This is a genomic window from Kocuria sp. WN036 (assembly GCF_002287015.1).
GTDB classification, from domain to species: domain Bacteria; phylum Actinomycetota; class Actinomycetes; order Actinomycetales; family Micrococcaceae; genus Kocuria; species Kocuria rosea.
In genome coordinates this window covers 24705-47673 of record NZ_NSKF01000027.1, presented here as the reverse complement: position 1 = coordinate 47673, position 22969 = coordinate 24705, and the positions used below count along the sequence as shown (strand labels likewise).

Sequence of the window (22969 nt, the reverse complement as noted above, 5' to 3'; positions counted from 1 at the left end):
TCGCCGTCGTCCGCAGCACGGCGGACGCCGTGGCGCCCGGTTCCGCGGCGTCCCCGGCGTCCCCGGCGTCTCCGGGGCTGACGCCGCCGGTGCCGCCGGCGGGGGAGGGACGCCCGGCCCGGGCGGCGGCGCTCGTGCGGTCGTCGGGCGCGGGACCGAGGGCCTCGAGCTGCCGGGCCAGGTCGGCGCGCACGTCCGCCCACGCGGCGGCGGGCGCCGGGGCGGGCGCCGCGAGCAGCGCCTCGGTTCCCCGCCACGCCTCGGCGCGCGCGACCTCGTCCGGGGGCACCGGCCGGGCGGAGTCCAGCCACCACGCCCCGGACGCCCCGGTGGCGAGCAGGACCCCCAGCACCAGCGGGAGCACCCGGGGGACGGGCGTGCGGGGATCGGTCACCGGGGGCTCCTGGGGGACGCTGCGGGGGACGGCGGAGGGCCGCGTTCATCATAGGATCTCCAGGACCGACCCCGACGTCCCGACAGCACGAGGAGACCCCGTGAGCGAGCAGAGCACCCCCGGACCCGACGACCAGCGGCTGGCCGAGCTGATCGGCCCCGCGGTGGAGGAGTCGGGGCTCGTCCTGGAGCACGTCGCCCTGAAGCCCGCCGGCACCGGGCTCGTGCTGCAGGTGCTCGTGGACCTGCCGGAGGACAGCACCGACAGCGTGGACATCGACCGGATCGCCGCGGTCTCCCGGGCGGTGTCCGAGCTCCTCGACCGCACGGACCCCGTGCCGGGCTCGGCCTACGAGCTGGAGGTGTCCTCCCCGGGGGCCACGAGGGAGCTCGCGGCCCCGCGGCACTGGCGCCGCTCGATCGGCCGGCTGGTGCGGGTCACCCCGGTGGAGGGCGAGAAGTTCACGGCCCGCCTGCTCGAGGTCGGCCAGGACGGCGTGGTCCTGCAGCGCAGCCACCAGGTGAAGAAGGGGATGCCGGCCCGGCTGCTCGACCCGGAGCGCTGGGCCTTCGAGGCCGTGCGCCGGGCCAGGGTGGAGGTCGAGTTCACGGACTGACGGACCCGGCCACACTCGGCACGAGTGTAAGATGTGCCGTTGACGCCGCGGCGCCCACCGGCGCCGCGGTCCGCAGTGCGACGACAACCGAGTGCGACGACGAGTGCGCGAGCACGACCCGTGGCGGCGCCCCGTCATCCCCGACGGTGCGCTGCGCCGTCCCCGGGGCCGTCAGGTGAGGAAGGCCGGACATGGACATCGATATGAGCACCCTCCGACTGCTGGAGCGTGAGCGCGACATCCCCGTGGACCTGCTCATCCCCACCATCGAGCAGGCCCTCCTGCTGGCGTACCACAAGACCGCCGGCGCGCTGCCGGGAGCGCGCGCCGAGATCGAGCGCCGGACCGGCCACGTCACCATCTGGGCGCCCGAGCTGGACGAGGACGGCGAGGCGGTCGGGGAGTTCGACGACACCCCGGCCGGCTTCGGGCGGATCGCCGCCTCCACGGCCCGCCAGGTCATCCTCCAGCGGCTGCGCGACGTCGAGGACGACGCCGTCCTGGGCCACTTCAAGGGCCGGGAGGGAGAGATCGTCTCCGGGCAGATCCAGCAGGGGCACAACCCCCACATGGTCCAGGTCGACCTCGGCACCGTGGAGGGCGTGCTGCCCCCGCACGAGCAGGCCCCCGGCGAGAAGTACCCGCACGGCGCGCGCATCCGCGCCTTCGTCGTGGAGGTCAAGCGCGGCATGAAGGGCCCGTCCATCACGCTGTCCCGGTCCCACCCGGACCTGGTGCGCCGCCTGTTCGAGATGGAGGTGCCGGAGATCGCCGACGGCTCCGTGGAGATCATGGCGATCGCCCGCGAGGCCGGCCACCGCACCAAGATCGCCGTGCGCGCCACCCAGTCCGGGATCAACGCCAAGGGCGCCTGCATCGGGGAGATGGGCTCCCGCGTGCGCGCCGTGATGAACGAGCTGCACGACGAGAAGATCGACATCGTCGACTGGTCGGACGACCCCGCCCGCTGCATCGCCAACGCCCTGTCCCCGGCCAAGGTGTCCCGGGTGAGCGTGCTCGACGAGCGGGCCCGCTCGTCCCGCGCCGTGGTCCCCGACACCCAGCTGTCCCTGGCCATCGGCAAGGAGGGCCAGAACGCCCGCCTGGCCGCCAAGCTCACGGGCTGGAAGATCGACATCGTGCCCGAGTCGAAGGCCGCCGAGCGCCGCTGAGCCGCGCCGCGGCGGGACCGGCGCCCCCGCCCCGGGGCGGTCCCGGGATCCCGCGCGCCCCCGGTTTCGGCCCAGGGCGGTCCCCGGGATAGACTGGACAGCGGTCAGATCGTTGGTGGTCCCTGTCCGGCGCCCGCTCCCGGCCCGCACGGGACGTCCCCGACGTCCCGGCGCGAGACGAGGAGTACCGAGCGAGTGAGTGCAGACTCCCGTCGCACGTGCATCGGATGCCGGACCACCGAACACCCTGACCAGCTCGTACGTGTGGTGACCGAACCGACCGACAGCGGCCTCCGGGCCGTGGTCGACCGGGACGGCCGCCTCGGCGGTCGCGGAGCCTGGCTCCACCCCTCCCACGAGTGCCTGGACTCGGCCCTGCGCCGGCGCGCCTTCCGGCGCGCGTTCCGGGCGGTCGTGGACACGGAGGCGGTCGCCCCCGCACTGGACGCTCTGCTGTCCACAGGGGCAGCCCCGGCGACCGGACGCACGAGTGCCGACCACAGCCGTCCCCGGACGGCAGCCCGCGCGGTCCGACCGGGCCGGTGACCACGTCCGTACGCGGGTGAAGAACTGGAAAGCGAGTCAGAGAACCGATGGAAAACCGATGAGTGCCCAGCGATGAGTGCTTCGTTGTGCTCTGCCAACGGCCTCCCGCGACCCCGCGCCGTCCTCGACGGCCGATACTCCGGGAGCCTCAACGGAAAATAAGTGGTTCGTGCCTGTTTCGGTGCGGACCGAGACAGGAGAGAAGTGGCCAAGCCCCGCGTTCACGAGCTCGCGAAAGAGCTCGGAATAACGTCCAAGGAAGCGATTTCCACGCTTCAGACCCTGGGTGAGTTCGTCCGAGGCGCGTCCTCGACCGTCGAGCCGCCCGTCGCCAAGAAGCTGCGCTCCGCCCTCGCCGGCCGGGCGGAGAAGTCCGCCCCGGCGGCCCCGGCGCCCGCCGGCAAGCCCGCGTCCAAGCCCGGCGCCTCGTCCCGGCCCGGTACCTCCGCGCCCGCCCCGGGCCCGGCGGCCGCCAAGCCCGCCGAGAAGGCGCCGGAGCGCGCGCCCGAGAAGGCCGCCGAGCAGCGGCCGGCCGAGCAGCCGCCCGAGCAGCGCTCCGCCGAGCCGTCCTCGACCCCGGAGCGGTCCGCGCCGCAGCGCCCGGCGGCCCCGGGCGCCAGGACCCCCGCCCCGGGCCCGCGCCCGGGCAACAACCCGTTCGCCAGCCAGCAGGGCATGGGCCGCAGCGGAGCGCCCCGTCCGGGCTCCGCCGCGCCGCGTCCCGGTGGCACCGCGCCCCGTCCGGGCTCGGCCGCGCCGCGCCCCGGTGCTCCCCGCCCGGCGGGTCCGCGTCCGGGCAACAACCCGTTCGCCGCCCAGCAGGGCATGCGCTCGGGCCGTCCCGAGCGCCAGGGCGGACCGCGTCCCCAGGGCCAGGGCCAGGGCGGTCCCCGCCCGCAGGGCCAGGGTCAGGGCGGTCCCCGTCCGCAGGGCCAGGGCGGCCCGCGTCCCCAGGGCGGTCCCCGCCCCGGCGGCGCACGCCCCAGCCCGAACATGATGCCCGGGCACACCACCGGCGTGGCCCCGATCGGCTCCCGGCCGGCCGGCGGCGGCGCAGGTCCCCGCCGCGGCGGTCCCGGCGGCGGCGGGGGCGGGTTCTCCCGTCCCGGCGGCGGCCCCGGCCGCGGCGGCCGCGGTGGCACCCAGGGCGCCTTCGGGCGCGGCGGTGCCCGCGGCAAGCAGCGCAAGTCGAAGCGGGCGAAGCGCCAGGAGCTCGAGCAGATGAAGGCCCCGTCCGTCGGCGGCGTCTCCGTGCCCCACGGCGACGGCACCACGGTCGTCCGCCTGCGGCGCGGCGCGTCCCTCACGGACTTCGCCGAGAAGATCAACGCGAACCCGGCCTCCCTCGTCACGGTGCTCATCCACCTCGGCGAGATGGCCACGCAGACGCAGTCCCTCGACGAGGAGACCTTCCAGCTGCTGGGCGCGGAGCTCGGGTACCGGATCCAGGTCGTCTCCCCGGAGGACGAGGAGCGCGAGCTCTTCGAGTCCTTCGACATCGACCTGGAGGCCGAGGCCGCGGCCGAGGGCGAGGACGTCCTGGAGGCGCGCCCGCCGGTCGTCACCGTCATGGGCCACGTCGACCACGGCAAGACCCGCCTGCTCGACGCGATCCGCAACACGAAGGTGATCGAGGGGGAGGCCGGTGGCATCACCCAGCACATCGGCGCCTACCAGATCGACACCGAGGTCGACGGCCAGGAGCGGCAGATCACGTTCATCGACACCCCGGGCCACGAGGCGTTCACCGCCATGCGTGCCCGTGGTGCCCAGGTGACGGACATCGCCGTGCTCGTGGTCGCCGCGGACGACGGCGTCATGCCGCAGACGGTCGAGGCGCTCAACCACGCCCAGGCCGCCGGCGTGCCGATCGTGGTCGCGGTGAACAAGATCGACAAGCCCGACGCGAACCCGGAGAAGATCCGCGGCCAGCTCACCGAGTACGGCCTGGTCCCCGAGGAGTACGGCGGCGACACCATGTTCGTCGACGTCTCCGCGCGCCAGAACCTCAACATCGACGACCTGCTGGACGCGATCGTGCTGACCGCGGACGGCGCGCTCGAGCTCTCGGCGAACCCGAACAAGGACGCCCGCGGCGTGGCCATCGAGGCGAACCTGGACAAGGGCCGCGGTGCGGTCTCGACCGTGCTCGTCCAGTCCGGCACGCTGCACGTCGGCGACGCGATCGTCGCCGGTGCCGCGTACGGCCGGGTGCGCGCCATGTTCGACGAGAACGGGCAGTCCGTCGAGGAGGCGGGTCCCTCGCGTCCCGTGCAGGTGCTGGGCCTCGACTCGGTGCCCCGGGCGGGCGACACGTTCCTCTCCACCCCGGAGGAGCGCACCGCACGCCAGATCGCCGAGAAGCGCCAGGCGGCGGACCGCAACGCCCTGCTCGCCAAGCGCCGCAAGCGGATCACGCTCGAGTCCTTCGACGAGGCCGTGGCCGCCGGCAAGATCGACACGCTCAACCTCATCATCAAGGGCGACGTGTCCGGTGCCGTGGAGGCGCTCGAGGACTCGCTGCTCAAGATCGACGTGGGCGAGGAGGTCCAGCTGCGGGTCATCCACCGCGGCGTCGGCGCGATCACCCAGAACGACGTCAACCTGGCGACCGTGGACAACGCGATCATCATCGGCTTCAACGTCCGTCCCGCCGAGCGCGTGACGGAGCTGGCCGACCGCGAGGGCGTCGAGATGAAGTTCTACTCGGTGATCTACAACGCCATCGACGAGGTCGAGAGCGCGCTCAAGGGCATGCTCAAGCCGGAGTACGAGGAGGTGGAGCTCGGCACCGCCGAGATCCGCGAGGTGTACCGCTCCTCCAAGTGGGGCAACATCGCCGGTGCCTACATCACCAAGGGCACCATCCGACGCAACTCCAAGGCCCGGCTCGTCCGGGACGGCAGCGTCGTGGCGGACAACCTCACCATCGACTCGCTGCGCCGGTTCAAGGACGACGCGACCGAGGTCCGCGAGGGCTACGAGTGCGGTATCGGGCTCGGCTCCTTCAACGACATCCACGAGGGCGACCTCATCGAGACGTGGGAGATGCGCGAGAAGCCGCGCGCCTGACCCGTCCCGAGTCCCGCGCCCCGCGCGCGGGACACCCGCGGCGGCACGGGCGGGCCCAGCGCCCGCCCGTGCCGCCGCCCCTGTTCCAGCACCGTTCCCCGCCTCGTCGCCAGCACCGCGCCGAGCACCGCACCGCCCCGACCCGAGGAGCATCCACCATGGCTGACGCAGCACGCGCCGCCCGACTCGCCGACCGGATCAAGGTCGTCGTGGCCCAGGCGCTCGAGCGCCGGGTCAAGGACCCCCGGCTGGGCTTCGTGACCATCACGGACGCCCGCGTCACCAACGACCTCCAGCACGCCACCCTGTACTACACGGTGTTCGGCACCGCGGAGGAGCAGCAGAACACCCGGGCGGCCCTCGAGTCCGCCAAGGGCGTCCTGCGCAGCGAGGTGGGACGGAACATCACGGCCCGCCTGACGCCCACCCTGACCTTCGTCCCGGACGAGATCCCGGTCAACGCCTCCCACCTCGAGGAGGTGCTGCGCGCGGCCAAGGAGAAGGACGCCGAGGTTGCCGCCCAGGCCGCCGGGGCCAGCTGGGCCGCCGGCGAGGACCCCTACCGGAAGCCGGCCGAGGAGGACGACGAGTCCTCCCGGGACCGCTGAGCAGGCGGGGCACCGGGGAAGTGACCCGCACGAAGCCTGACGTCCCGAGTCCGGACCCGTCCCTGCCGACGCCGTCCGGGCTCGTGGTCGTGGACAAGCCCGCCGGCTGGACCAGCCACGACGTCGTCGCCCGCGCCCGCCGCCTCGCGGGCACTCGCAAGGTGGGCCACGCCGGCACCCTGGACCCCATGGCCACGGGCGTGCTGGTGCTCGGCGTCGACCGGGCCACCCGCCTCCTGACCTGGGTGGTGGGCCGGGACAAGACGTACGCCGCGACGATCCGGCTCGGCCTGGCCACCGTGACCGACGACGCCGAGGGGGAGGTCGTCGACGTCGCCGCCCCCGGGGCCGTGGCGGCGGTGGACGAGGACGCGGTGGCGGCCGGCGTCGCCCGGCTCACCGGGGACATCCAGCAGGTCCCCGCGAAGGTCAGCGCGATCAAGGTCGAGGGCCGCCGCGCCTACGCCCAGGTCCGCGCCGGGCAGGACGTGGAGCTCGCCGCGCGCCCCGTCACCGTCTCCGAGTTCGCCGTGCACCGGCTCGTGCGGACCGCCGACGACGCCGGGCGGGAGGTCCTCGACGTCGACGTCACCGTGACCTGCAGCTCGGGCACCTACGTCCGGGCCCTGGCCCGGGACCTCGGCGCCGGCCTCGGGGTGGGCGGTCACCTGACCGCGCTGCGCCGCACCCGGGTGGGCGCGTGGACCCTCGAGGACGCGTCCACCCTGGAGGAGCTCGCCGCGGAGGTGGCCGCCGGCCGCCCGCTGCCCGTGACGAGCCTGGAGGAGGCCGCCGCCGGTCTGTTCCCCGTCCGCCGGCTGACCGCGGCCGAGGCCCAGGACGTCGCCCACGGCCGCCGGATCGGTCCCAGCGCCGCCGACAGCGGCCCTGGCCACGGCGGGACCCTGCCGGACCAGGACGCCGTGACCGCCGGCTTCGCCCCCGACGGGCGTCTCGTGGCCCTGCTGTCCGACCGCGGCCACCGCGGCGAGCGCACCGCCAAGCCCGTGCTCGTCTTCCTGCCCGGGGAGCGGTTCCCCGGGCCGCCCGGGACCACCCAGGAGGAGCGCTGATGCTGTGGGGCTACGACGGCTGGTTCTGGGCCGCGGTCCTGCTGGGCGCCCTCTCCTTCCTGGTGTGCGCCGTGCAGGCCGCACGCGGGCGGCGGCCCGACGACTGGACCCAGGGCTCCGTGCTGCTGCTCGAGGCGTTCCTGCTCGTCTACGCCGTGGGCACGGTCGTCATGCACGTGCGGGGGCCCGGGCCCACCGGATCGGCCCTCGAGTACTGGGGCTACCTGCTGACCGCCCTGCTCATCCCGGCCGGAACCTTCGTGTGGTCCCTCGTGGAGCGCTCGAGCTGGTCCAACTGGGTGCTCGCGGCCGCGGGGCCGGTGGTGGCCATCATGGTCTACCGCATGAACTACATCTGGTATTACCAGTGAGCCCCGGACCCCGGACCGGTTCCCGGCCCATCACGACCCCGCAGAAGAGGCCCCGATGACGCACGACCGCCCGCAGGACGGCCCCACCCGGCTGCAGCGGCGCTTCGGGCCCCGCGCCGCCCCGGCGCGCGGCGACCGCAAGTCCTCGGGCTTCGGCCGGCTGGTCGTCGTGGTCTACGCGGTCTTCTCCCTCTCCGCCGGTGTCCGCTCGCTCTACCAGATCGCGACGGACTTCCAGGCCGCGCCGCTGCCGTACCTGCTCTCCGCGTTCGCCGCGGCCGTCTACGTGGTGGCCACCGTGGCCCTCGCCCGGCCCGGCCCCCGCTGGCACCGGCTGGCCACGGCCGCCGTGGCCGTGGAGCTGCTGGGCGTGCTCGGCGTGGGCCTGCTCTCGGTGCTCGTCCCGGAACTGTTCCCCGAGGCCAGCGTGTGGTCCCACTTCGGGCAGGACTACGGCTACGTCCCGCTCGTGCTGCCGGTGGTCGGCCTCGCCTGGCTCCGCCGGTCCCGGCCCCGGGGCGGGCGGGCACCCGCCTGAGCGCCCGTCCGTCCCGCGCGGCGCACCGGCACGCACCGGGTAGGCTCGGTCGCGGGCCGGAGCGCCCCGTGCCGCACGCCTCCCGAAAGGACCCCCGCCGATGCCCGTACGCCCCGACGGCGCCGAGGACTACGACGTCCCCGTCCTCACCGACGGCACCGTGGTGCTGCGCCGGCTCGAGGAGCGCGACGTCCCGCAGCTGGCCCGCAACTGCGCGGACCCCGCGGCCGCGGAGTTCACCACCGTGCCCCTGGGCTACACGGAGGCCGATGCGCGCTGGTACGTCGAGGAGTTCGTCCCCGCCGCCTGGCGCGCCGGCCGCGAGTACAACTGGGCGGTCGCCGACGCCCGGACCGACCGGCTGCACGGGACCGTGGGGCTCAACGCCCTGCGCGGGACCACGGCGGACATCGGGCTCAACTTCGGCCCCCACGCCCGCGGCACCGGCGCCGCCGAGGCCGCCTGCCGGCTGCTGCTCGAGCACGCCTTCGGGCCCCTGGGCCTCACCTATGCTTACTGGATGGCGAAGGTCCCCAACTGGGCCAGCCGCAAGCTCGCCTGGAGGCTGGGCTTCCGCTCCCCGGTGCGGATCGACGGGTTCATGGAGCAGCGCGGCGCCTCGGTGGACGCCTGGATCCTGACCCTCGGCGCGGAGGACCCCCGCTCCCCGCAGGCCCCGTGGGACGGCCCGCCGTCCCCGGCCGCCGCCCCCGCGGAGGAGCCCGGCGGCCCGCACCGGCCCGTGCCGCCCCGACCCTGACCTGCCTGTTCCGTTCCTGCGAGGAGAAGCGTGTTCCGCTGGCGAGATCTCTCTGACGTCCCCCCGGGCTTCGGCCCGTCGGTCGTCACCATCGGCAATTTCGACGGTGTCCACCGGGGCCACCAGCGGGTGCTGTCCCAGCTCGTCGACTCCGCCCGCGAGCTGGGCTGGGCCTCGGTGGTCGTGACGTTCGACCCGCACCCCGCGCAGGTGCACCGCCCCGGCAGCCACCCGGGACTGATCATGGGCACCGAGGACAAGCTGGACGCCCTCGAGCGAACCGGCGCGGACGCCGCCCTCGTGCTGGAGTACAGCCTGGAGTTCGCCGCCCAGTCCACCGAGCAGTTCGTGCTGGGCACCCTGGTGGGCCCGCTCGGCGCGCGCTGCCTCGTGGTGGGCGAGGACACCCGCCTGGGCAAGGACAACACCGGCAACATCGACACGCTCCGGGAGCTGGGGCAGCGCCACGGGTTCGAGGTCCGCGTGGTCGACGACCTGCTCGACCCCCTGCACGAGCAGCACCCGGAGCACGCCCCGGCCGTGACCGCGGCGGGGGAGCGGCGCTGCTCCTCCACGTGGATCCGCGCCTGCCTGCAGGCGGGGGACGTGCGCGCGGCCGCCCGGCTGCTCGGGCGCCACCACCGGATGCGCGGGGAGGTGGTGCACGGGGCCGCCCGCGGGCGGGAGCTCGGCTATCCCACGGCCAACCTGTCCCCGGACGCGGCCGGGTTCGTCCCCGCGGACGGGGTGTACGCCGGGTGGCTGCTCGACGCCCACGGCACCCGCTGGCCCACCGCGATCTCCGTGGGGTCCAACCCGACGTTCGAGAACGTGCCCCGGCAGGTCGAGGCGCACGTCATCGACCGCCCCGAGGAGCGGGTCGAGGACTTCGACCTCTACGGCCAGGAGGTGGTCGTGGAGTTCGTCGCCCGGTTGCGCGGGATGGTCGCCTACGAGGGCGTCGACAAGCTCGTGGCCCAGATGGACGACGACGTCGAGCGCACCCGCGGCATCCTGGCCGCCGAGGCCTGAGCCCCGGCGGCCGGCCGGGCCCCTACATCTCCTCGTGCTCGTTCGGGTCGAACCCCGACCCGCTGATCCCCGTGTGCAGCATCTGCATCCGGTGCATCTGCTCCTCGTCCAGCTCCCAGTCGAAGACGTCGAGGTTCTCGGCCATGCGCCGGGGGTCGGAGCTCTTCGGGATCGGCACGGTGTGCGACTGCAGGTGCCAGCGGAGGACGACCTGGGCCGGGGTGCGGCCGGTCCGCCGGGCGATCCGCGCGACCCACTCGTGCTGGAGCAGATCGGTCTTGCGGCCCAGCGGGGACCAGGCCTGGGTGATGATGCGGTGCTCCGCGTGGAACTCCCGCAGCCGCTCCTGCTGGTACTGCGGGTGCAGCTCCACCTGGTTGACGGCCGGCGTCTCGCCGGTCTCCTCGACCAGGCGCCGGATGTGGGCGGGCGTGAAGTTGGACACCCCCACCGAGCGGACGAGCCCCTCCTGCCGCAGCTCCAGCATCGTCCGCCACGTCTCGACGTACCGGCCGACCGACGGGTTCGGCCAGTGGATGAGGTACAGGTCCACGTGGTCGGTGCCCAGCCGCCGCAGGGAGCCCTCGAGCGAGCGGCGCACGGAGTCCGTGCCGTGGTCCCGGCCCGGCAGCTTGGTGGTGAGGAACAGCTCGTCGCGCGGCACGCCGGCCGCCGCGATCGCGCGCCCCACGCCCGTCTCGTTGCCGTAGTTCACCGCGGTGTCGACCATCCGGTAGCCCAGCATGAGGGCCTCGGCGACGTCGGCCTCGGCCCCGGCGTCGTCCATCGGGTAGGTGCCCAGCCCGATCGCGGGAATGCGCCGGCCGTCCCGCATCGTGTGCGTGCGGTCGGCGACCGCCGGGCCCCGCCCGTCCTTCTCGTCCTTGCTCACGCGCTGCTCCTGCTCGTCTCGTCCTGCTCGTCCACGTGCTGCCGGCCCGGTCCTGGCCGGCCCGGACGGGCCGTGCGCCGGGACCCCGCCGTCGTGTCCCTCCCATCTTGGCCCACCGGCCGGGGGAGGCCCAGCGCAGCGCGCCGCGCCGCCCGGGGGTGGGGCGGCGCGCCCGGGTCCGCTAGACTGGACGGCGGTCCGACTGCAGTCCGTGGTTGTCGGACCCCCGGGGAGTCCCGGGACCCGGCGACGAGCCCGTCGTCCGGGCCGCACGGTACTGACTCGAACGGAGTTACACGTGGCACTCGACGCCGCCATCAAGCAGGAGATCATCAAGGACTTCGCCACCCACGAGGGCGACACCGGTTCGCCCGAGGTGCAGATCGCGGTCCTGACCCGCCGGATCGCCGATCTGACGGAGCACCTGAAGCAGCACAAGCACGACCACCACACCCGCCGCGGCCTGATGGCCCTGGTCGGTCGCCGTCGCCGCATGCTGACCTACCTGCGCGACACCGACATCACGCGCTACCGCACGCTCATCGAGCGGCTCGGCCTGCGCCGCTAGTCGGCACCCGGCGGCGTCCGCCCGGCAACGGGAGGACGCCGCCGAGCACCGGGCCCGCACGGCACAGCAGCCGGGCGGACCCCCGCACCACCAGAGACAGCACCATCGAACACCAGACGGGGCCACCGCGCCGATCATTCGCGGTCCTCGGTAGTGATCTCCGGACACCGGACGGCCCCCGCGGCCCCGGACCTTCCGTGGATCTCGATCGAAGACCGGGTGACGCGCGGACGGTCCCGCCGACACGAAACGGAGGTGACCCTTGGAGGGTCCCGAAATCCAGTACGCCGAAGCCGTCATCGACAACGGCTCCTACGGAAAGCGCGTCGTGCGCTTCGAGACCGGCCGCCTCGCCAAGCAGGCCGCCGGCTCCACCCTCGTCTCCATCGACGAGGACACCACCATGCTCGCCGCCACCACGGTGGGCAAGTCCCCCCGCCAGGGCTTCGACTTCTTCCCCCTGACGGTCGACGTCGAGGAGCGGATGTACGCGGCCGGGCGCATCCCGGGCTCGTTCTTCCGCCGCGAGGGCCGCCCCTCCACGGACGCGATCCTCACCTGCCGGCTCATCGACCGCCCGCTGCGCCCCGCCTTCGGCAAGGGCATCCGCAACGAGGTGCAGGTCGTCGTCACGATCCTGTCCATGAACCCGGACGAGATCTACAACACCGTCGCGATCAACGCCGCGTCCATGGCCACGACCCTGTCCGGGATGCCCTTCCAGGGTCCCGTGGGCGGCGTGCGCGTGGCGCTCATGGCCGGCGAGAACGGCCAGCACCAGTGGGTGGCCTTCCCGAAGCACTCGCAGCTCGAGAACGCCGTGTTCGACATGGCCGTGGCCGGCCGCGTCGTGACCGGCAAGGACGGCTCCGAGGACGTCGCGATCATGATGGTCGAGGCCGAGGCCACCGACAACTCCTGGAACCTGATCAAGAACAACGGCGCCGTGGCCCCCACCGAGGAGCTCGTGGCCCAGGGCCTCGAGGCCGCCAAGCCCGCCATCAAGGCCCTGTGCGACGCCCAGGCCGACCTCAAGGCCCGCGCCGGCAAGCCCGACATGGACCTGCCCCGCTTCGGCGGCTTCGGCGACGACGTCAAGGAGGCCGTCGCGGCCTCCGTCGGCACCCGGCTCGCCGAGGTGTACTCGATCGCCGACAAGCAGGAGCGCGAGACCGCGACCGACGCGCTGCACCAGGCGACCCTGGCCGAGCTCGCCGGCGAGGACGGGCCCTTCGCCGACCGCAAGGACGAGGTCAACGGCGCCTACCAGGCGCTCACCAAGCAGACCGTGCGCCAGCGCATCCTCACCGAGCAGGTCCGCATCGACGGCCGCGGCCTGACGGACATCCGCCAGCTCACCGCCGAGGTCGAGGTCCTGCCCCGCGTGCACGGCTCCGCGATCTTCGAGCGCGGCGAGACCCAGATCATGGGCGTGACCACGCTGAACATGCTCAAGATGGAGCAGCAGATCGACTCGCTGTCCCCCGTCAAGCACAAGCGCTACGTGCACCACTACAACTTCCCGCCGTACTCCACCGGCGAGACCGGCCGCGTGGGCTCCCCGAAGCGCCGCGAGATCGGCCACGGGGCACTGGCCGAGCGGGCCATCACCCCGGTGCTGCCCTCCCGCGAGGAGTTCCCCTACGCCATCCGCCAGGTCTCCGAGGCGCTGGGCTCCAACGGCTCCACGTCGATGGGCTCCGTCTGCGCCTCCACCCTGTCGCTGCTCAACGCCGGCGTGCCCCTGCGCGCGCCGGTGGCCGGCATCGCCATGGGCCTGGTCTCGGACGAGGTGGACGGGGAGACCCGCTACGCCGCGCTGACCGACATCCTGGGCGCCGAGGACGCGCTGGGCGACATGGACTTCAAGGTGGCGGGCACCTCCGAGTTCGTGACCGCGATCCAGCTCGACACCAAGCTCGACGGGATCCCCTCCTCGGTGCTGGACGCCGCGCTGACCCAGGCCCGCGAGGCCCGGCTGCACATCCTCGGCGTGCTGAACGCGGCCATCGACCAGCCGGACGAGATGAGCGAGTTCGCCCCCCGCGTGATCTCCGTGACCGTCCCCGTCTCCAAGATCGGCGAGGTCATCGGCCCCAAGGGCAAGATGATCAACCAGATCCAGGAGGACACCGGCACCGACATCTCGATCGAGGACGACGGCACCGTCTACATCGGCGCCACCGACGGCCCCTCGGCCGAGGCGGCCCGCGCGGCGATCAACGCGATCGCCAACCCGCAGGTCCCGGAGGTCGGCGAGCGCTACCTGGGCACCGTGGTCAAGACCACGACCTTCGGCGCCTTCGTCTCCCTCACCCCGGGCAAGGACGGCCTGCTGCACATCTCGGAGCTGCGCAAGCTCAACGAGGGCAAGCGCGTCACCGACGTCGAGGACGTCCTCGGCGTGGGCCAGAAGGTCCAGGTGGAGATCACGAAGGTCGACGACCGCGGCAAGCTGTCCCTGGCCCCCGTGGTCGCCGAGGAGCCCAACGTACCCACCGAGGACGACGACGCCACCGAGGCCTGAGCCGGGCCCGTCCCGCGCACAGCACCGCACGAGCACAGAAAGCAGCACAGCTGGATGACGGCAGTCGATCTGCCGCTGGAGGCGGGCGACCGCGGCCCGGGGAGCACCCCCGGCCCGGACGCCCGCCTCTCGGCGGTTCCCCGCAGTTCCCCCTCCGCCGCGGCCGCGGCCCTGACCACGGCCGCCGCGGGGTTCAGCCACACCCTCCACGAGGGCGCCGGCGGCAACGTGGTCCGTCGCACGGTCCTGCCGTGCGGCACCCGGGTGGTCACCGAGCGGATGCCCGCCCAGCGGGCCGTGACGGTCGGCTTCTGGGTCGGCGTCGGCTCCCGCGACGAGCAGCCCGGCCGCCTGGGCTCCACGCACTTCCTCGAGCACCTGCTGTTCAAGGGCACCGAGCGACGCTCGGCGCTGCAGATCGCGGAGGCGTTCGACGAGGTGGGCGGGGAGTCCAACGCCGCCACGGCCAAGGAGCACACGTGCTACTACGCGCGGGTCCTGGCCGAGGACCTGCCGATGTCGATCGACGTCATCACCGACATGGTGACGTCGGCCGCCCTGGACCCGGACGAGCTCGAGCGGGAGCGGGGGGTCATCCTCGAGGAGCTCGCGATGGACAAGGACGACCCCGAGGACGTCGCCTTCGAGGAGTTCACCCAGCGGGTGCTGGGGGCCCACCCCCTCGGCCGGCCCATCGGCGGGACCCCCGAGGAGATCCTCGCGGTGCCCCGTGACGCGGTGGTCGAGCACTACCGCCGCCACTACCGGCCCGAGGGCCTCGTGGTCACGGCCGCCGGCGGCCTCGAGCACGACGTCGTCGTCGCCCTCGTCGCCGAGGCCCTCGAGCGCGCGGGCTGGGACCCGGCCGCCCCGGCGGCCCCCCTCCCGCGGCGCGAGCGCACCCCCGCGCCCCTGGAGCCGGACTGGGGCGAGCACTTCCTGGAGCGGCCCGTGGAGCAGACCAACGTGGTCGTCGGCCGGCCCGGGCTCGTGGCCGGGGACGACCGCCGCTTCGCGATGACCGTGCTCAACGCGGCCCTGGGCGGCGGGATGTCCTCCCGCCTGTTCCAGGAGATCCGCGAGAAGCGCGGCCTGGCCTACAGCACGTTCTCCTTCTCGGGCGCCTACTCGGACGCCGGCTACTTCGGGATGTACGCCGGGTGCCTGCCCGCGCGCACCGACGAGGTCCTGGCGCTCATGGCCGGCGAGCTGGAGACGCTCGCCCGGGACGGCATCGGGGCGGACGAGCTGCGCAAGGTCGTGGGCCAGCTGGGCGGGGGCACCGTGCTCGCCCTCGAGGACACCGGGTCCCGGATGTCCCGGCTGGGCTCCGCGGAGCTGAAGTCCGGGGAGTTCCTCGACATCGACGAGTCCCTGGACCGGGTCCGCTCCGTGACCCCGGAGCAGGTCCGGGAGCTCGCGGGGTGGCTCGCCGAGGGCCCGGTCGTGACCACCATCGTGGCGCCCACCCGCCGCTGACCGCACGCCGCCGCCGGGAGCCGGCGGCGGCGCCGCCCCTCCCGTGACCTAGAGTTGGAGCCATGACCGAGCGCACCGCCCCCGTGACCACCGACGCCCCGCCGTCCGCCCCCGCCGAGCTGCGCGTCGCCGTGCTCGGCGCGCGCGGGCGGATGGGCAGCGAGGCCGTGCAGGCGGTGCGCCGCACCGAGGGCCTCCAGCTCGTCGCCGAGCTCGGCCGGGAGGACTCCCTCCAGGCCCTGGTCGCCGCCGGCGCGGAGGTCGTGGTCGACCTCACGGTCCCCTCCGCCACGGAGGCCAACGTCCGCTTCGCCGTGCAGCACGGCATGCACTGCGTCGTGGGCACCACCGGCTGGGACGCCGAGCGGCTGGACCGGCTCGAGGCGCTGCTGGCCGAGCACCCCGGGGTGGGAGTGCTCGTCGCCCCCAACTTCTCGGTGGGCGCGGTGCTGGCCATGCGCTTCTCCGCGCAGGCCGCCCGGTTCTTCGAGTCCGTCGAGATCGTCGAGCTGCACCACCCGGACAAGGTGGACGCCCCCTCGGGCACCGCAGCCCGCACCGCCGCCCTCGTCGGGCAGGCACGGCGGGCCGCGGGGGTCGCGCCGTCGCCGGACGCCACGGAGCAGGACCCGGGCGGGGCCCGCGGCGCGCTCGTGGAGGACGTCCGGGTGCACTCCGTGCGCCTGCGCGGGCTCGTCGCCCACCAGGAGACGCTGCTGGGCGGCGTCGGCGAGCAGCTCACCATCCGGCACGACTCCTTCGACCGGATCTCCTTCATGACCGGCGTGGTGCTCGGCGTCCGGGAGGTGGGCTCCCACCAGGGGCTCACGCACGGGCTCGAGGGCTACCTCGACCTGGGGCTGTAGCGCCGATGGACTCCATCCGGGCCTGGATCTGGGGCCTGCTCGCGGCGGCCCTGCTGACCCTGTGGCTGCTGCCCGTCCCCGGCGGCTCGAAGCTGTGGATCCTCGCCGTGCTCGTCTTCGCGGGCGTCTTCACGCTCCTGGAGTCCACGAGCAAGGCGAAGATGCTCGCCGCGGCCATGGTGACGCTGCTCGTCGTCTACCTGGGCCTGAGCCTGCACCGCGCGGTGCTGCTGCTGGGCACGGACGGCTGGATCGCCAAGGCCTTCGGCGTCGCCATGCTGGTGCTCCCGGCCGTGGGCGTGTGGGCGCTCGTGCGCGAGATCCTGTTCGGGGTCCGGACCGAGCAGCTCGGCCGGACGCTGCACGAGGAGGGCGGGCTGCCGCCCGACGACCTCCCGCGCACCCCCGGCGGGCGCATCGTGCGCGAGGCCGCCGACGAGCGCTTCGGGGCCGTCCGGGCGCAGACCGAGGCGGACCCGGGCGACTGGCGCAACTGGTACCGGCTCTCCCTGGCCTACGCGGCCGCCGGGGACCGGACCCGCGCCCGCTCCGCGATGCGCGACGCCGTGGCCCTCTCCCGCGGGCGCACCCCCCACAACGTGGAGCCCGCCGACCCCCCGGGCGAGGGCCGGGCCTGACCGTGGTGGCGAGCCCCCGCCGCCCGCCCGCCGGTGCCCCCGCCGCGGAGGCGGTAACCTGGCACCCATGACTGCCAACGCCTCGCCCTCCTCCGCCGACCTCCCCGCGACCCGGTCCGAGCCCCTGTTCGGGACGCTGCTCACCGCGATGATCACCGTCTTCGCCGCGGACGGGTCCGTGGACCTGGACGCCACCGCGGCCATGGCCGTCCAGCTCGTCGACGACGGCTGCGACGGCCTCGTGGTGTGCGGCACCACGGGGGAGTACTCCACCATGACCGACGAGGAGAACCTCTCCGTGTTCCGCGCGGTCAAGGAGGCCGTCGGCTCCCGCGTGCCGCTGCTCGCGGGCACCGGCTCCAACGACACCGAGCACTCCCGCTACCTCTCCCGCGCGGCCGAGAAGCTCGGCATGGACGGGCTGCTCATCGTCACCCCGTACTACAACAAGCCCTCCCAGGCCGGTGTCGAGGCCCACTTCCGCAGCCTCGCGGACTCCGTGGACCTGCCGATCATGCTCTACGACATCCCCGGCCGCGCCGGCATCCCGATCGCGACCGAGACCCTCATCTCCCTGGCCGGGCACCCCAACATCGTGGCCGTCAAGGACGCCAAGGCGGACCTGGTCGCCGCGACCCGGGTGCTGGCCGAGACCGACCTGCTCTACTACTCGGGCGACGACGGCCTGACCCTGCCCTGGATGGCCATCGGCGCCGCCGGGCTCATCGGCGTCACCACCCACGTGGCCACCGCCCGGTACCGCGAGCTCGTCGACGCGGTCCGTGCCCAGGACCTCGCCGCGGCCCGGCGGATCAACGCCGAGCTCGAGCCCGTCGTCCGCGCCACGATGACCCGCGCCCCCGGCGCCGTCGCGGCGAAGACGATCCTCATGTGGCAGGGCCGGCTGCCGCACAACACCGTGCGGCTCCCGCACGTCCCGCCCACGGAGGCCGAGGCCGCCCTGATCCGCGCGGACCTGCGGGGCTCGGTCGTCGCCGACACCCTCCTCGAGACCATCGACTGACGAAAGGGGTCCCATGACCCAGTGGCACACCGACCTGGCGGCTCCCCCCGCCCTCGGCAAGGACGTCCTGCGCGTCGTCCCGCTGGGCGGGCTGGGCGAGGTCGGACGGAACATGACGGTGTTCGAGATCAACGGGCAGCTGCTCGTGGTCGACTGCGGCGTGCTCTTCCCCGAGGAGACCCAGCCGGGCGTGGACCTCATCCTCCCGGACCTCAACCACATCGTCGACCGGCTCGACGACGTCGTGGCCGTGGTGCTGACCCACGGCCACGAGGACCACATCGGCGCCGTCCCGTACCTGCTGAAGCGCCGCCCCGACATCCCCGTGATCGGCTCCCGGCTGACGCTCGCGCTCATCGAGGCGAAGCTCCAGGAGCACCGGATCAAGCCCTACACCATGGCGGTGCGGGAGGGGCAGGTCGAGCGGCTCGGCGAGTTCGAGTGCGAGTTCGTGGCCGTCAACCACTCGATCCCGGACGCCCTCGCGGTGTTCCTGCGCACGAAGGCCGGCACCGTCCTGCACACGGGCGACTTCAAGATGGACCAGCTGCCGCTCGACGGCCGGATCACCGACCTGCGCCACTTCGCCCGGCTGGGGGAGGAGGGCGTGGACCTGTTCCTCACCGACTCCACCAACGCCGAGGTCCCCGGGTTCACCCCCACGGAGAAGCACATCGGCCCCGTCCTCGCGGACGTGATCGGGCGCGCCCCGAAGCGCGTGGTCGTGGCGTCCTTCTCCTCGCACGTCCACCGCGTGCAGCAGGTGCTGGACGCCGCCGCCGAGCACGGGCGCAAGGTCGCGTTCATGGGCCGGTCCATGGTGCGCAACATGACCATCGCCGAGAAGCTGGGCTACCTGGAGGTCCCGCCGAACACCCTGATCGACCAGAAGCGGATCGACGAGCACGCGGACTCGGAGCTGGTCATCATGTGCACCGGGTCGCAGGGGGAGCCGATGGCCGCGCTGTCCCGGATGGCCAACGGCGACCACAAGGTCCAGCTCACCGAGGGCGACACCGTGATCCTCGCGTCCTCGCTCATCCCCGGCAACGAGAACTCGGTCTTCCGGATCATCAATGGGCTCATGCGGCTGGGCGCCACCGTGGTCCACAAGGGCACCGCCAGGGTGCACGTCTCCGGGCACGCCGCAGCGGGCGAGCTGCTGTACTGCTACAACATCGTGGAGCCCGGCTACGTCATGCCGGTGCACGGCGAGGTCCGCCACCTCATCGCCAACGGCAAGCTCGCCGAGGAGACCGGCGTGCCCACCGACCACGTGCTCCTGGCCGAGGGCGGCACCGTGGTGGACATGGCCGACGGCGAGGCGCGGATCACCGGCCAGGTCGAGTGCGGCTACGTCTACGTGGACGGCTCCTCCGTGGGCACCATCACCGACGCCGACCTCAAGGACCGGCTCGTGCTGGCCGAGGAGGGCTTCATCTCCGTCATCACCGTGGTGAACCGGGACACCGGCAAGGTCGTCACCGGCCCGGACGTGCACGCCCGCGGCGTGGCCGAGGACGACAGCGTGTTCGACGAGATCAAGCCGAGGATCACCGCCGCGCTCGAGGACGCCATCAACCACTCGGGCAAGAACCACACCACCCAGCAGCTCCAGCAGGTGGTGCGCCGCACCATCGGCTCCTGGGTCAGCCGCCGGCTGCGCCGCAAGCCCATGATCGTCCCGGTCGTCATCGAGGCCTGAGCCCCCGGTCCCCCCCCCCCCCCCCCCCGTGCGGCACCGCTGACGGGGGGAGGCCGTGGTCTACCCTGGGAGCATGGCGACTCGTACTTCCCCCGCCCGCAAGGGCGCCTCGACGTCGCGTGGCAAGAACAGCACGTCTTCTGCGCGGTCGTCGGGATCCAGCCGGTCCACCTCCACCCGCCGTCCGTCGACCGCCGGACGGGGCTCCGCGGCGCCCGCCGCGAGCTCCCCGCGGGTGCTGCACGGCACGGGCGCCGCCCTGGCCTGGTGCGCCCGCGCCGTCGGAGGCGTCTGGACGGCCCTCGCCCACGTGGTCGGCGGCGCCGTGCGCCGCATGGGCACCCTGCGCACGGACGTGCCCGCGGAGTCGCTGCGCGACGGCGGCGCCCTCTTCCTGCTGCTGCTGGGCCTGCTCGCCGCGGCCGTCGAGTGGTGGAACCTGCCCGGCGCGTCCGCGCCGTGGCTGGCGGTCCCCGCCGTGGCGGTGCACGAGGTCCTCGCGGGGACCTTCGGCTGGACGGCCCTGGTGCTGCCGCTGCCCCTCGTGGGCTTCGCCCTGCGCCGCTTCCGCCACCCCGAGGACACCTCGGCCAACAACCGCATCGCGATCGGGCTGGGCGCCGCCGTCGTCGCCGGCTCCGGCCTCGCGCACGTGCTCCTGGGGCAGCCGTCCCCGAGCCAGGGCCAAGAGGCGCTCCGGAGCGCCGGCGGCTACGTGGGATTCCTCGCCGCCGACCCGCTGAGCGCCCTCATCACCCCGGTCGGCGCCGGCGCGATCTTCGTCGCGGCCCTGTTCCTGTCCGTGCTCGTGGTCACCGCGACGCCCGTCAACCTCATCCTGCCGCGACTGCGGCAGGGCTACTGGCGGCTCATGGGCCAGGACGGGCCCGTCTCCGCGACCGACGTGTCCGCCGCCCGGCACGACCGCTCCTACCTCGACGAGCACGCCGCGCGCGCCGAGGCGGCCAAGACCCGCCGCGAGAAGCGCCGCGAGCGCAAGGCGGCCGAGGCCGAGCGCCGCGCCCTCGACGGCTACCGCGGGGACGAGGCCTTCGAGCGCGCCGTCGTCGCCGAGGAGGCCGCCGACGGCCAGGCGCCCACCCGCGTCTTCGACGTCGACTCCGCGCGCGCCGCCCGGCAGCGGGCCGCCGCGGCGGGAACGGCGGGAACGGCGGGAACGGCGGGGGCGGCGGGATCCGCCGAGCCGACCGCCGCCGCGGAGCAGGGGGGCGACGTCCCCCGGCCGGGGCAGAAGCGGCCCACCCAGGAGCAGCTCGCCGCCCGCCGGCTTCGCCGGGAGCAGGGCCTCGAGCCGGCCGCGGACACCGCCGCGGGCTCCGGCTCCCCGGCGCTGGAGGACGTGGCCGCCGAGCCCACCGGCTCCACGTCCGTCACCGCCCGCACCCACACCCCCGAGTCGCCCATCCCCGCCCGCGCGGAGCAGCTCAAGCTCGAGGGCGACATCGCCTACTCCCTGCCCGCGGCCGGCGCGCTCGTGCAGGGACCGCCGCCCAAGGAGCGCTCCGAGGCCAACGACGCCGTGGTCGCCTCCCTGACGAGCGTGCTGGAGCAGTTCAACGTGGACGCCGTGGTCACCGGCTTCTCCCGCGGGCCCACCGTCACCCGGTACGAGATCGAGCTGGGCTCCGGCACCAAGGTCGAGCGCGTCACGGCGCTGTCCAAGAACATCGCCTACGCCGTGGCCTCCGCGGACGTGCGCATCCTCTCGCCGATCCCCGGCCGGTCCGCGATCGGCATCGAGATCCCGAACACCGACCGCGAGACCGTGTCCCTGGGCGACGTCCTGCGCTCGCACAACGCCCGCAAGACGGAGCACCCCATGGTCATGGGCGTGGGCAAGGACGTCGAGGGCGGCTACGTCGTGGCCAACCTCGCGAAGATGCCGCACCTGCTCGTCGCCGGCGCCACCGGCGCGGGCAAGTCGAGCTTCGTGAACTCGATGATCGTCTCGCTCCTGATGCGCGCCACCCCGGACGAGGTGCGGATGGTCATGGTCGACCCGAAGCGGGTCGAGCTGACCGCCTACGAGGGCGTGCCCCACCTGATCACCCCCATCATCACCAACCCCAAGAAGGCCGCCGAGGCGCTGCAGTGGGTCGTGCGGGAGATGGACGCCCGCTACGACGACCTCTCGCACTACGGGTACAAGCACGTCGACGACTTCAACAAGGCCGTGCGCAACGGCAAGGTCCAGCCCGAGCCCGGCTCGAAGCGCGTGATCCGGCCGTACCCGTACCTCCTCGTGATCGTCGACGAGCTCGCGGACCTGATGATGGTCGCCCCGCGCGACGTCGAGGACGCGATCGTGCGGATCACCCAGCTCGCCCGTGCCGCCGGCATCCACCTGGTGCTCGCCACCCAGCGGCCCTCCGTGGACGTGGTCACCGGTCTGATCAAGGCCAACGTGCCCTCCCGGATGGCGTTCGCGACGTCCTCGGTCACCGACTCCCGCGTGGTCCTGGACCAGCCGGGCGCCGAGAAGCTCATCGGCCAGGGCGACGCCCTGTTCCTGCCCATGGGCGCCTCCAAGCCGATGCGCGTGCAGGGCGCGTGGGTCACCGAGTCGGAGATCCACGAGGTCGTCGACCACGTCAAGGGCCAGATGAAGGCGCACTACCGCCAGGACGTGGTGCAGGAGGCCCCCAAGAAGACCATCGACGAGGACATCGGGGACGACCTCGACGTCCTCCTGCAGGCCACCGAGCTCGTGGTGACCACGCAGTTCGGGTCCACCTCCATGCTCCAGCGCAAGCTGCGCGTCGGCTTCGCCAAGGCCGGCCGGCTCATGGACCTGCTGGAGTCCCGCGGCGTCGTCGGGCCCTCCGAGGGGTCCAAGGCGCGGGACGTGCTCGTCAAGCCCGACGACCTCGCCGCGACCCTCGCCGTGCTCCGGGGCGAGGAGCCGCCCGCGCCGCAGGCCGGCGCCGGCGGGTCGGTCGACTACGGCGAGGACCCGGTCGAGGCCTCGCTGGCCCGGACCGCGACCGACCACGGCGACGGCGCCGAGGACCCCGAGGAGTCCGAGGACGCCTGGCAGCTGACCGGCCGCTGAGCCGACCCCGTCCCA

Annotated in this window: 20 protein-coding genes; 18 read left to right on the top strand and 2 right to left on the bottom strand. The window is 73.8% G+C overall.

Annotated elements, in window-relative coordinates; translation table 11 throughout:
• Window positions 1-394 (bottom strand): hypothetical protein (locus CK505_RS14915; protein WP_217987560.1); only part of this gene is annotated, 394 nt, incomplete at its 3' end.
• A gap of 100 nt (window positions 395-494) precedes the next feature.
• On the opposite strand from CK505_RS14915, the gene rimP reads away from it, so the two are divergent.
• The 10 genes from rimP (at window position 495) to CK505_RS14865 (ending at window position 10182) form a co-directional block, all read left to right on the top strand.
• The gene (gene rimP, locus CK505_RS14910; protein WP_095651572.1) at window positions 495-1010 is read left to right on the top strand and encodes a ribosome maturation factor RimP; all 516 of its coding nucleotides are present in this window, start codon (window positions 495-497) and stop codon (window positions 1008-1010) included.
• A gap of 191 nt (window positions 1011-1201) precedes the next feature.
• Window positions 1202-2182, top strand: a complete 981-nt coding sequence (gene nusA / locus CK505_RS14905) for a transcription termination factor NusA (protein ID WP_017832933.1) — start codon at window positions 1202-1204, stop codon at window positions 2180-2182.
• 195 nt (window positions 2183-2377) lie between these two features.
• Entirely contained in the window at window positions 2378-2728 is a 351-nt protein-coding gene (locus tag CK505_RS14900) for a YlxR family protein (protein ID WP_255250970.1), read from the top strand.
• 204 nt (window positions 2729-2932) lie between these two features.
• On the top strand, window positions 2933-5800 hold the full coding sequence (infB, locus tag CK505_RS14895; protein ID WP_095651571.1) for a translation initiation factor IF-2: 2868 nt from the start codon (window positions 2933-2935) through the stop codon (window positions 5798-5800).
• 158 nt (window positions 5801-5958) lie between these two features.
• Window positions 5959-6408, top strand: a complete 450-nt coding sequence (rbfA, locus tag CK505_RS14890; RefSeq protein WP_017832930.1) for a 30S ribosome-binding factor RbfA — start codon at window positions 5959-5961, stop codon at window positions 6406-6408.
• Between the two features lie 20 nt (window positions 6409-6428).
• The gene (gene truB / locus CK505_RS14885) at window positions 6429-7481 is read left to right on the top strand and encodes a tRNA pseudouridine(55) synthase TruB (RefSeq protein WP_095651570.1); all 1053 of its coding nucleotides are present in this window, start codon (window positions 6429-6431) and stop codon (window positions 7479-7481) included.
• Complete coding sequence (locus tag CK505_RS14880; RefSeq protein ID WP_017832928.1) at window positions 7481-7852, top strand: hypothetical protein; 372 nt, start codon at window positions 7481-7483, stop codon at window positions 7850-7852. Before truB ends, CK505_RS14880 begins: the two co-directional genes overlap by 1 nt.
• A gap of 55 nt (window positions 7853-7907) precedes the next feature.
• Window positions 7908-8390, top strand: a complete 483-nt coding sequence (locus CK505_RS14875) for a hypothetical protein (protein WP_081994572.1) — start codon at window positions 7908-7910, stop codon at window positions 8388-8390.
• 100 nt (window positions 8391-8490) lie between these two features.
• Window positions 8491-9150 carry a GNAT family N-acetyltransferase gene (locus CK505_RS14870; RefSeq protein ID WP_095651569.1) on the top strand — a complete coding sequence of 220 codons (660 nt, stop codon included), beginning with the start codon at window positions 8491-8493 and terminating at the stop codon, window positions 9148-9150.
• Between the two features lie 30 nt (window positions 9151-9180).
• On the top strand, window positions 9181-10182 hold the full coding sequence (locus CK505_RS14865; protein WP_017832925.1) for a bifunctional riboflavin kinase/FAD synthetase: 1002 nt from the start codon (window positions 9181-9183) through the stop codon (window positions 10180-10182).
• 22 nt (window positions 10183-10204) lie between these two features.
• Here the strand turns inward: CK505_RS14865 and CK505_RS14860 are convergent, their stop codons facing one another.
• Complete coding sequence (locus tag CK505_RS14860) at window positions 10205-11074, bottom strand: aldo/keto reductase (RefSeq protein ID WP_176475376.1); 870 nt, start codon at window positions 11072-11074, stop codon at window positions 10205-10207.
• 298 nt (window positions 11075-11372) lie between these two features.
• Between CK505_RS14860 and rpsO the strand changes: the two genes are divergently transcribed.
• From rpsO to CK505_RS14820, 8 genes are all read left to right on the top strand, one after another.
• Window positions 11373-11642: a 30S ribosomal protein S15 gene (gene rpsO / locus CK505_RS14855; RefSeq protein WP_017832923.1), complete on the top strand. Its 270-nt coding sequence runs from the start codon at window positions 11373-11375 to the stop codon at window positions 11640-11642.
• Window positions 11643-11904: 262 nt separating this feature from the next.
• The gene (locus CK505_RS14850) at window positions 11905-14169 is read left to right on the top strand and encodes a polyribonucleotide nucleotidyltransferase (RefSeq protein WP_017832922.1); all 2265 of its coding nucleotides are present in this window, start codon (window positions 11905-11907) and stop codon (window positions 14167-14169) included.
• Between the two features lie 54 nt (window positions 14170-14223).
• The gene (locus tag CK505_RS14845) at window positions 14224-15648 is read left to right on the top strand and encodes a pitrilysin family protein (RefSeq protein ID WP_017832921.1); all 1425 of its coding nucleotides are present in this window, start codon (window positions 14224-14226) and stop codon (window positions 15646-15648) included.
• A gap of 62 nt (window positions 15649-15710) precedes the next feature.
• Complete coding sequence (dapB, locus tag CK505_RS14840; RefSeq protein WP_017832920.1) at window positions 15711-16514, top strand: 4-hydroxy-tetrahydrodipicolinate reductase; 804 nt, start codon at window positions 15711-15713, stop codon at window positions 16512-16514.
• Window positions 16515-16519: 5 nt separating this feature from the next.
• The gene (locus CK505_RS14835) at window positions 16520-17152 is read left to right on the top strand and encodes a hypothetical protein (RefSeq protein WP_176475375.1); all 633 of its coding nucleotides are present in this window, start codon (window positions 16520-16522) and stop codon (window positions 17150-17152) included.
• A gap of 67 nt (window positions 17153-17219) precedes the next feature.
• The gene (dapA, locus tag CK505_RS14830; protein WP_017832918.1) at window positions 17220-18176 is read left to right on the top strand and encodes a 4-hydroxy-tetrahydrodipicolinate synthase; all 957 of its coding nucleotides are present in this window, start codon (window positions 17220-17222) and stop codon (window positions 18174-18176) included.
• Between the two features lie 13 nt (window positions 18177-18189).
• Complete coding sequence (locus CK505_RS14825) at window positions 18190-19881, top strand: ribonuclease J (RefSeq protein ID WP_017832917.1); 1692 nt, start codon at window positions 18190-18192, stop codon at window positions 19879-19881.
• Window positions 19882-19954: 73 nt separating this feature from the next.
• Window positions 19955-22954: a DNA translocase FtsK gene (locus tag CK505_RS14820; protein ID WP_095651568.1), complete on the top strand. Its 3000-nt coding sequence runs from the start codon at window positions 19955-19957 to the stop codon at window positions 22952-22954.
• Window positions 22955-22969: the final 15 nt, after the last annotated feature.

Bases quoted from the DNA above. Each gene is read 5' to 3' on its own strand.
- nusA (WP_017832933.1), top strand. From the start codon at position 1,202: ATGGACATCGATATGAGCACCCTCCGACTGCTGGAGCGTGAGCGCGAC.
- rbfA (WP_017832930.1), top strand. From the start codon at position 5,959: ATGGCTGACGCAGCACGCGCCGCCCGACTCGCCGACCGGATCAAGGTC.
- CK505_RS14880 (WP_017832928.1), top strand. From the start codon at position 7,481: ATGCTGTGGGGCTACGACGGCTGGTTCTGGGCCGCGGTCCTGCTGGGC.
- CK505_RS14875 (WP_081994572.1), top strand. From the start codon at position 7,908: ATGACGCACGACCGCCCGCAGGACGGCCCCACCCGGCTGCAGCGGCGC.
- CK505_RS14870 (WP_095651569.1), top strand. From the start codon at position 8,491: ATGCCCGTACGCCCCGACGGCGCCGAGGACTACGACGTCCCCGTCCTC.
- CK505_RS14845 (WP_017832921.1), top strand. From the start codon at position 14,224: ATGACGGCAGTCGATCTGCCGCTGGAGGCGGGCGACCGCGGCCCGGGG.
- dapB (WP_017832920.1), top strand. From the start codon at position 15,711: ATGACCGAGCGCACCGCCCCCGTGACCACCGACGCCCCGCCGTCCGCC.
- CK505_RS14835 (WP_176475375.1), top strand. From the start codon at position 16,520: ATGGACTCCATCCGGGCCTGGATCTGGGGCCTGCTCGCGGCGGCCCTG.
- dapA (WP_017832918.1), top strand. From the start codon at position 17,220: ATGACTGCCAACGCCTCGCCCTCCTCCGCCGACCTCCCCGCGACCCGG.
- CK505_RS14825 (WP_017832917.1), top strand. From the start codon at position 18,190: ATGACCCAGTGGCACACCGACCTGGCGGCTCCCCCCGCCCTCGGCAAG.
- CK505_RS14820 (WP_095651568.1), top strand. From the start codon at position 19,955: ATGGCGACTCGTACTTCCCCCGCCCGCAAGGGCGCCTCGACGTCGCGT.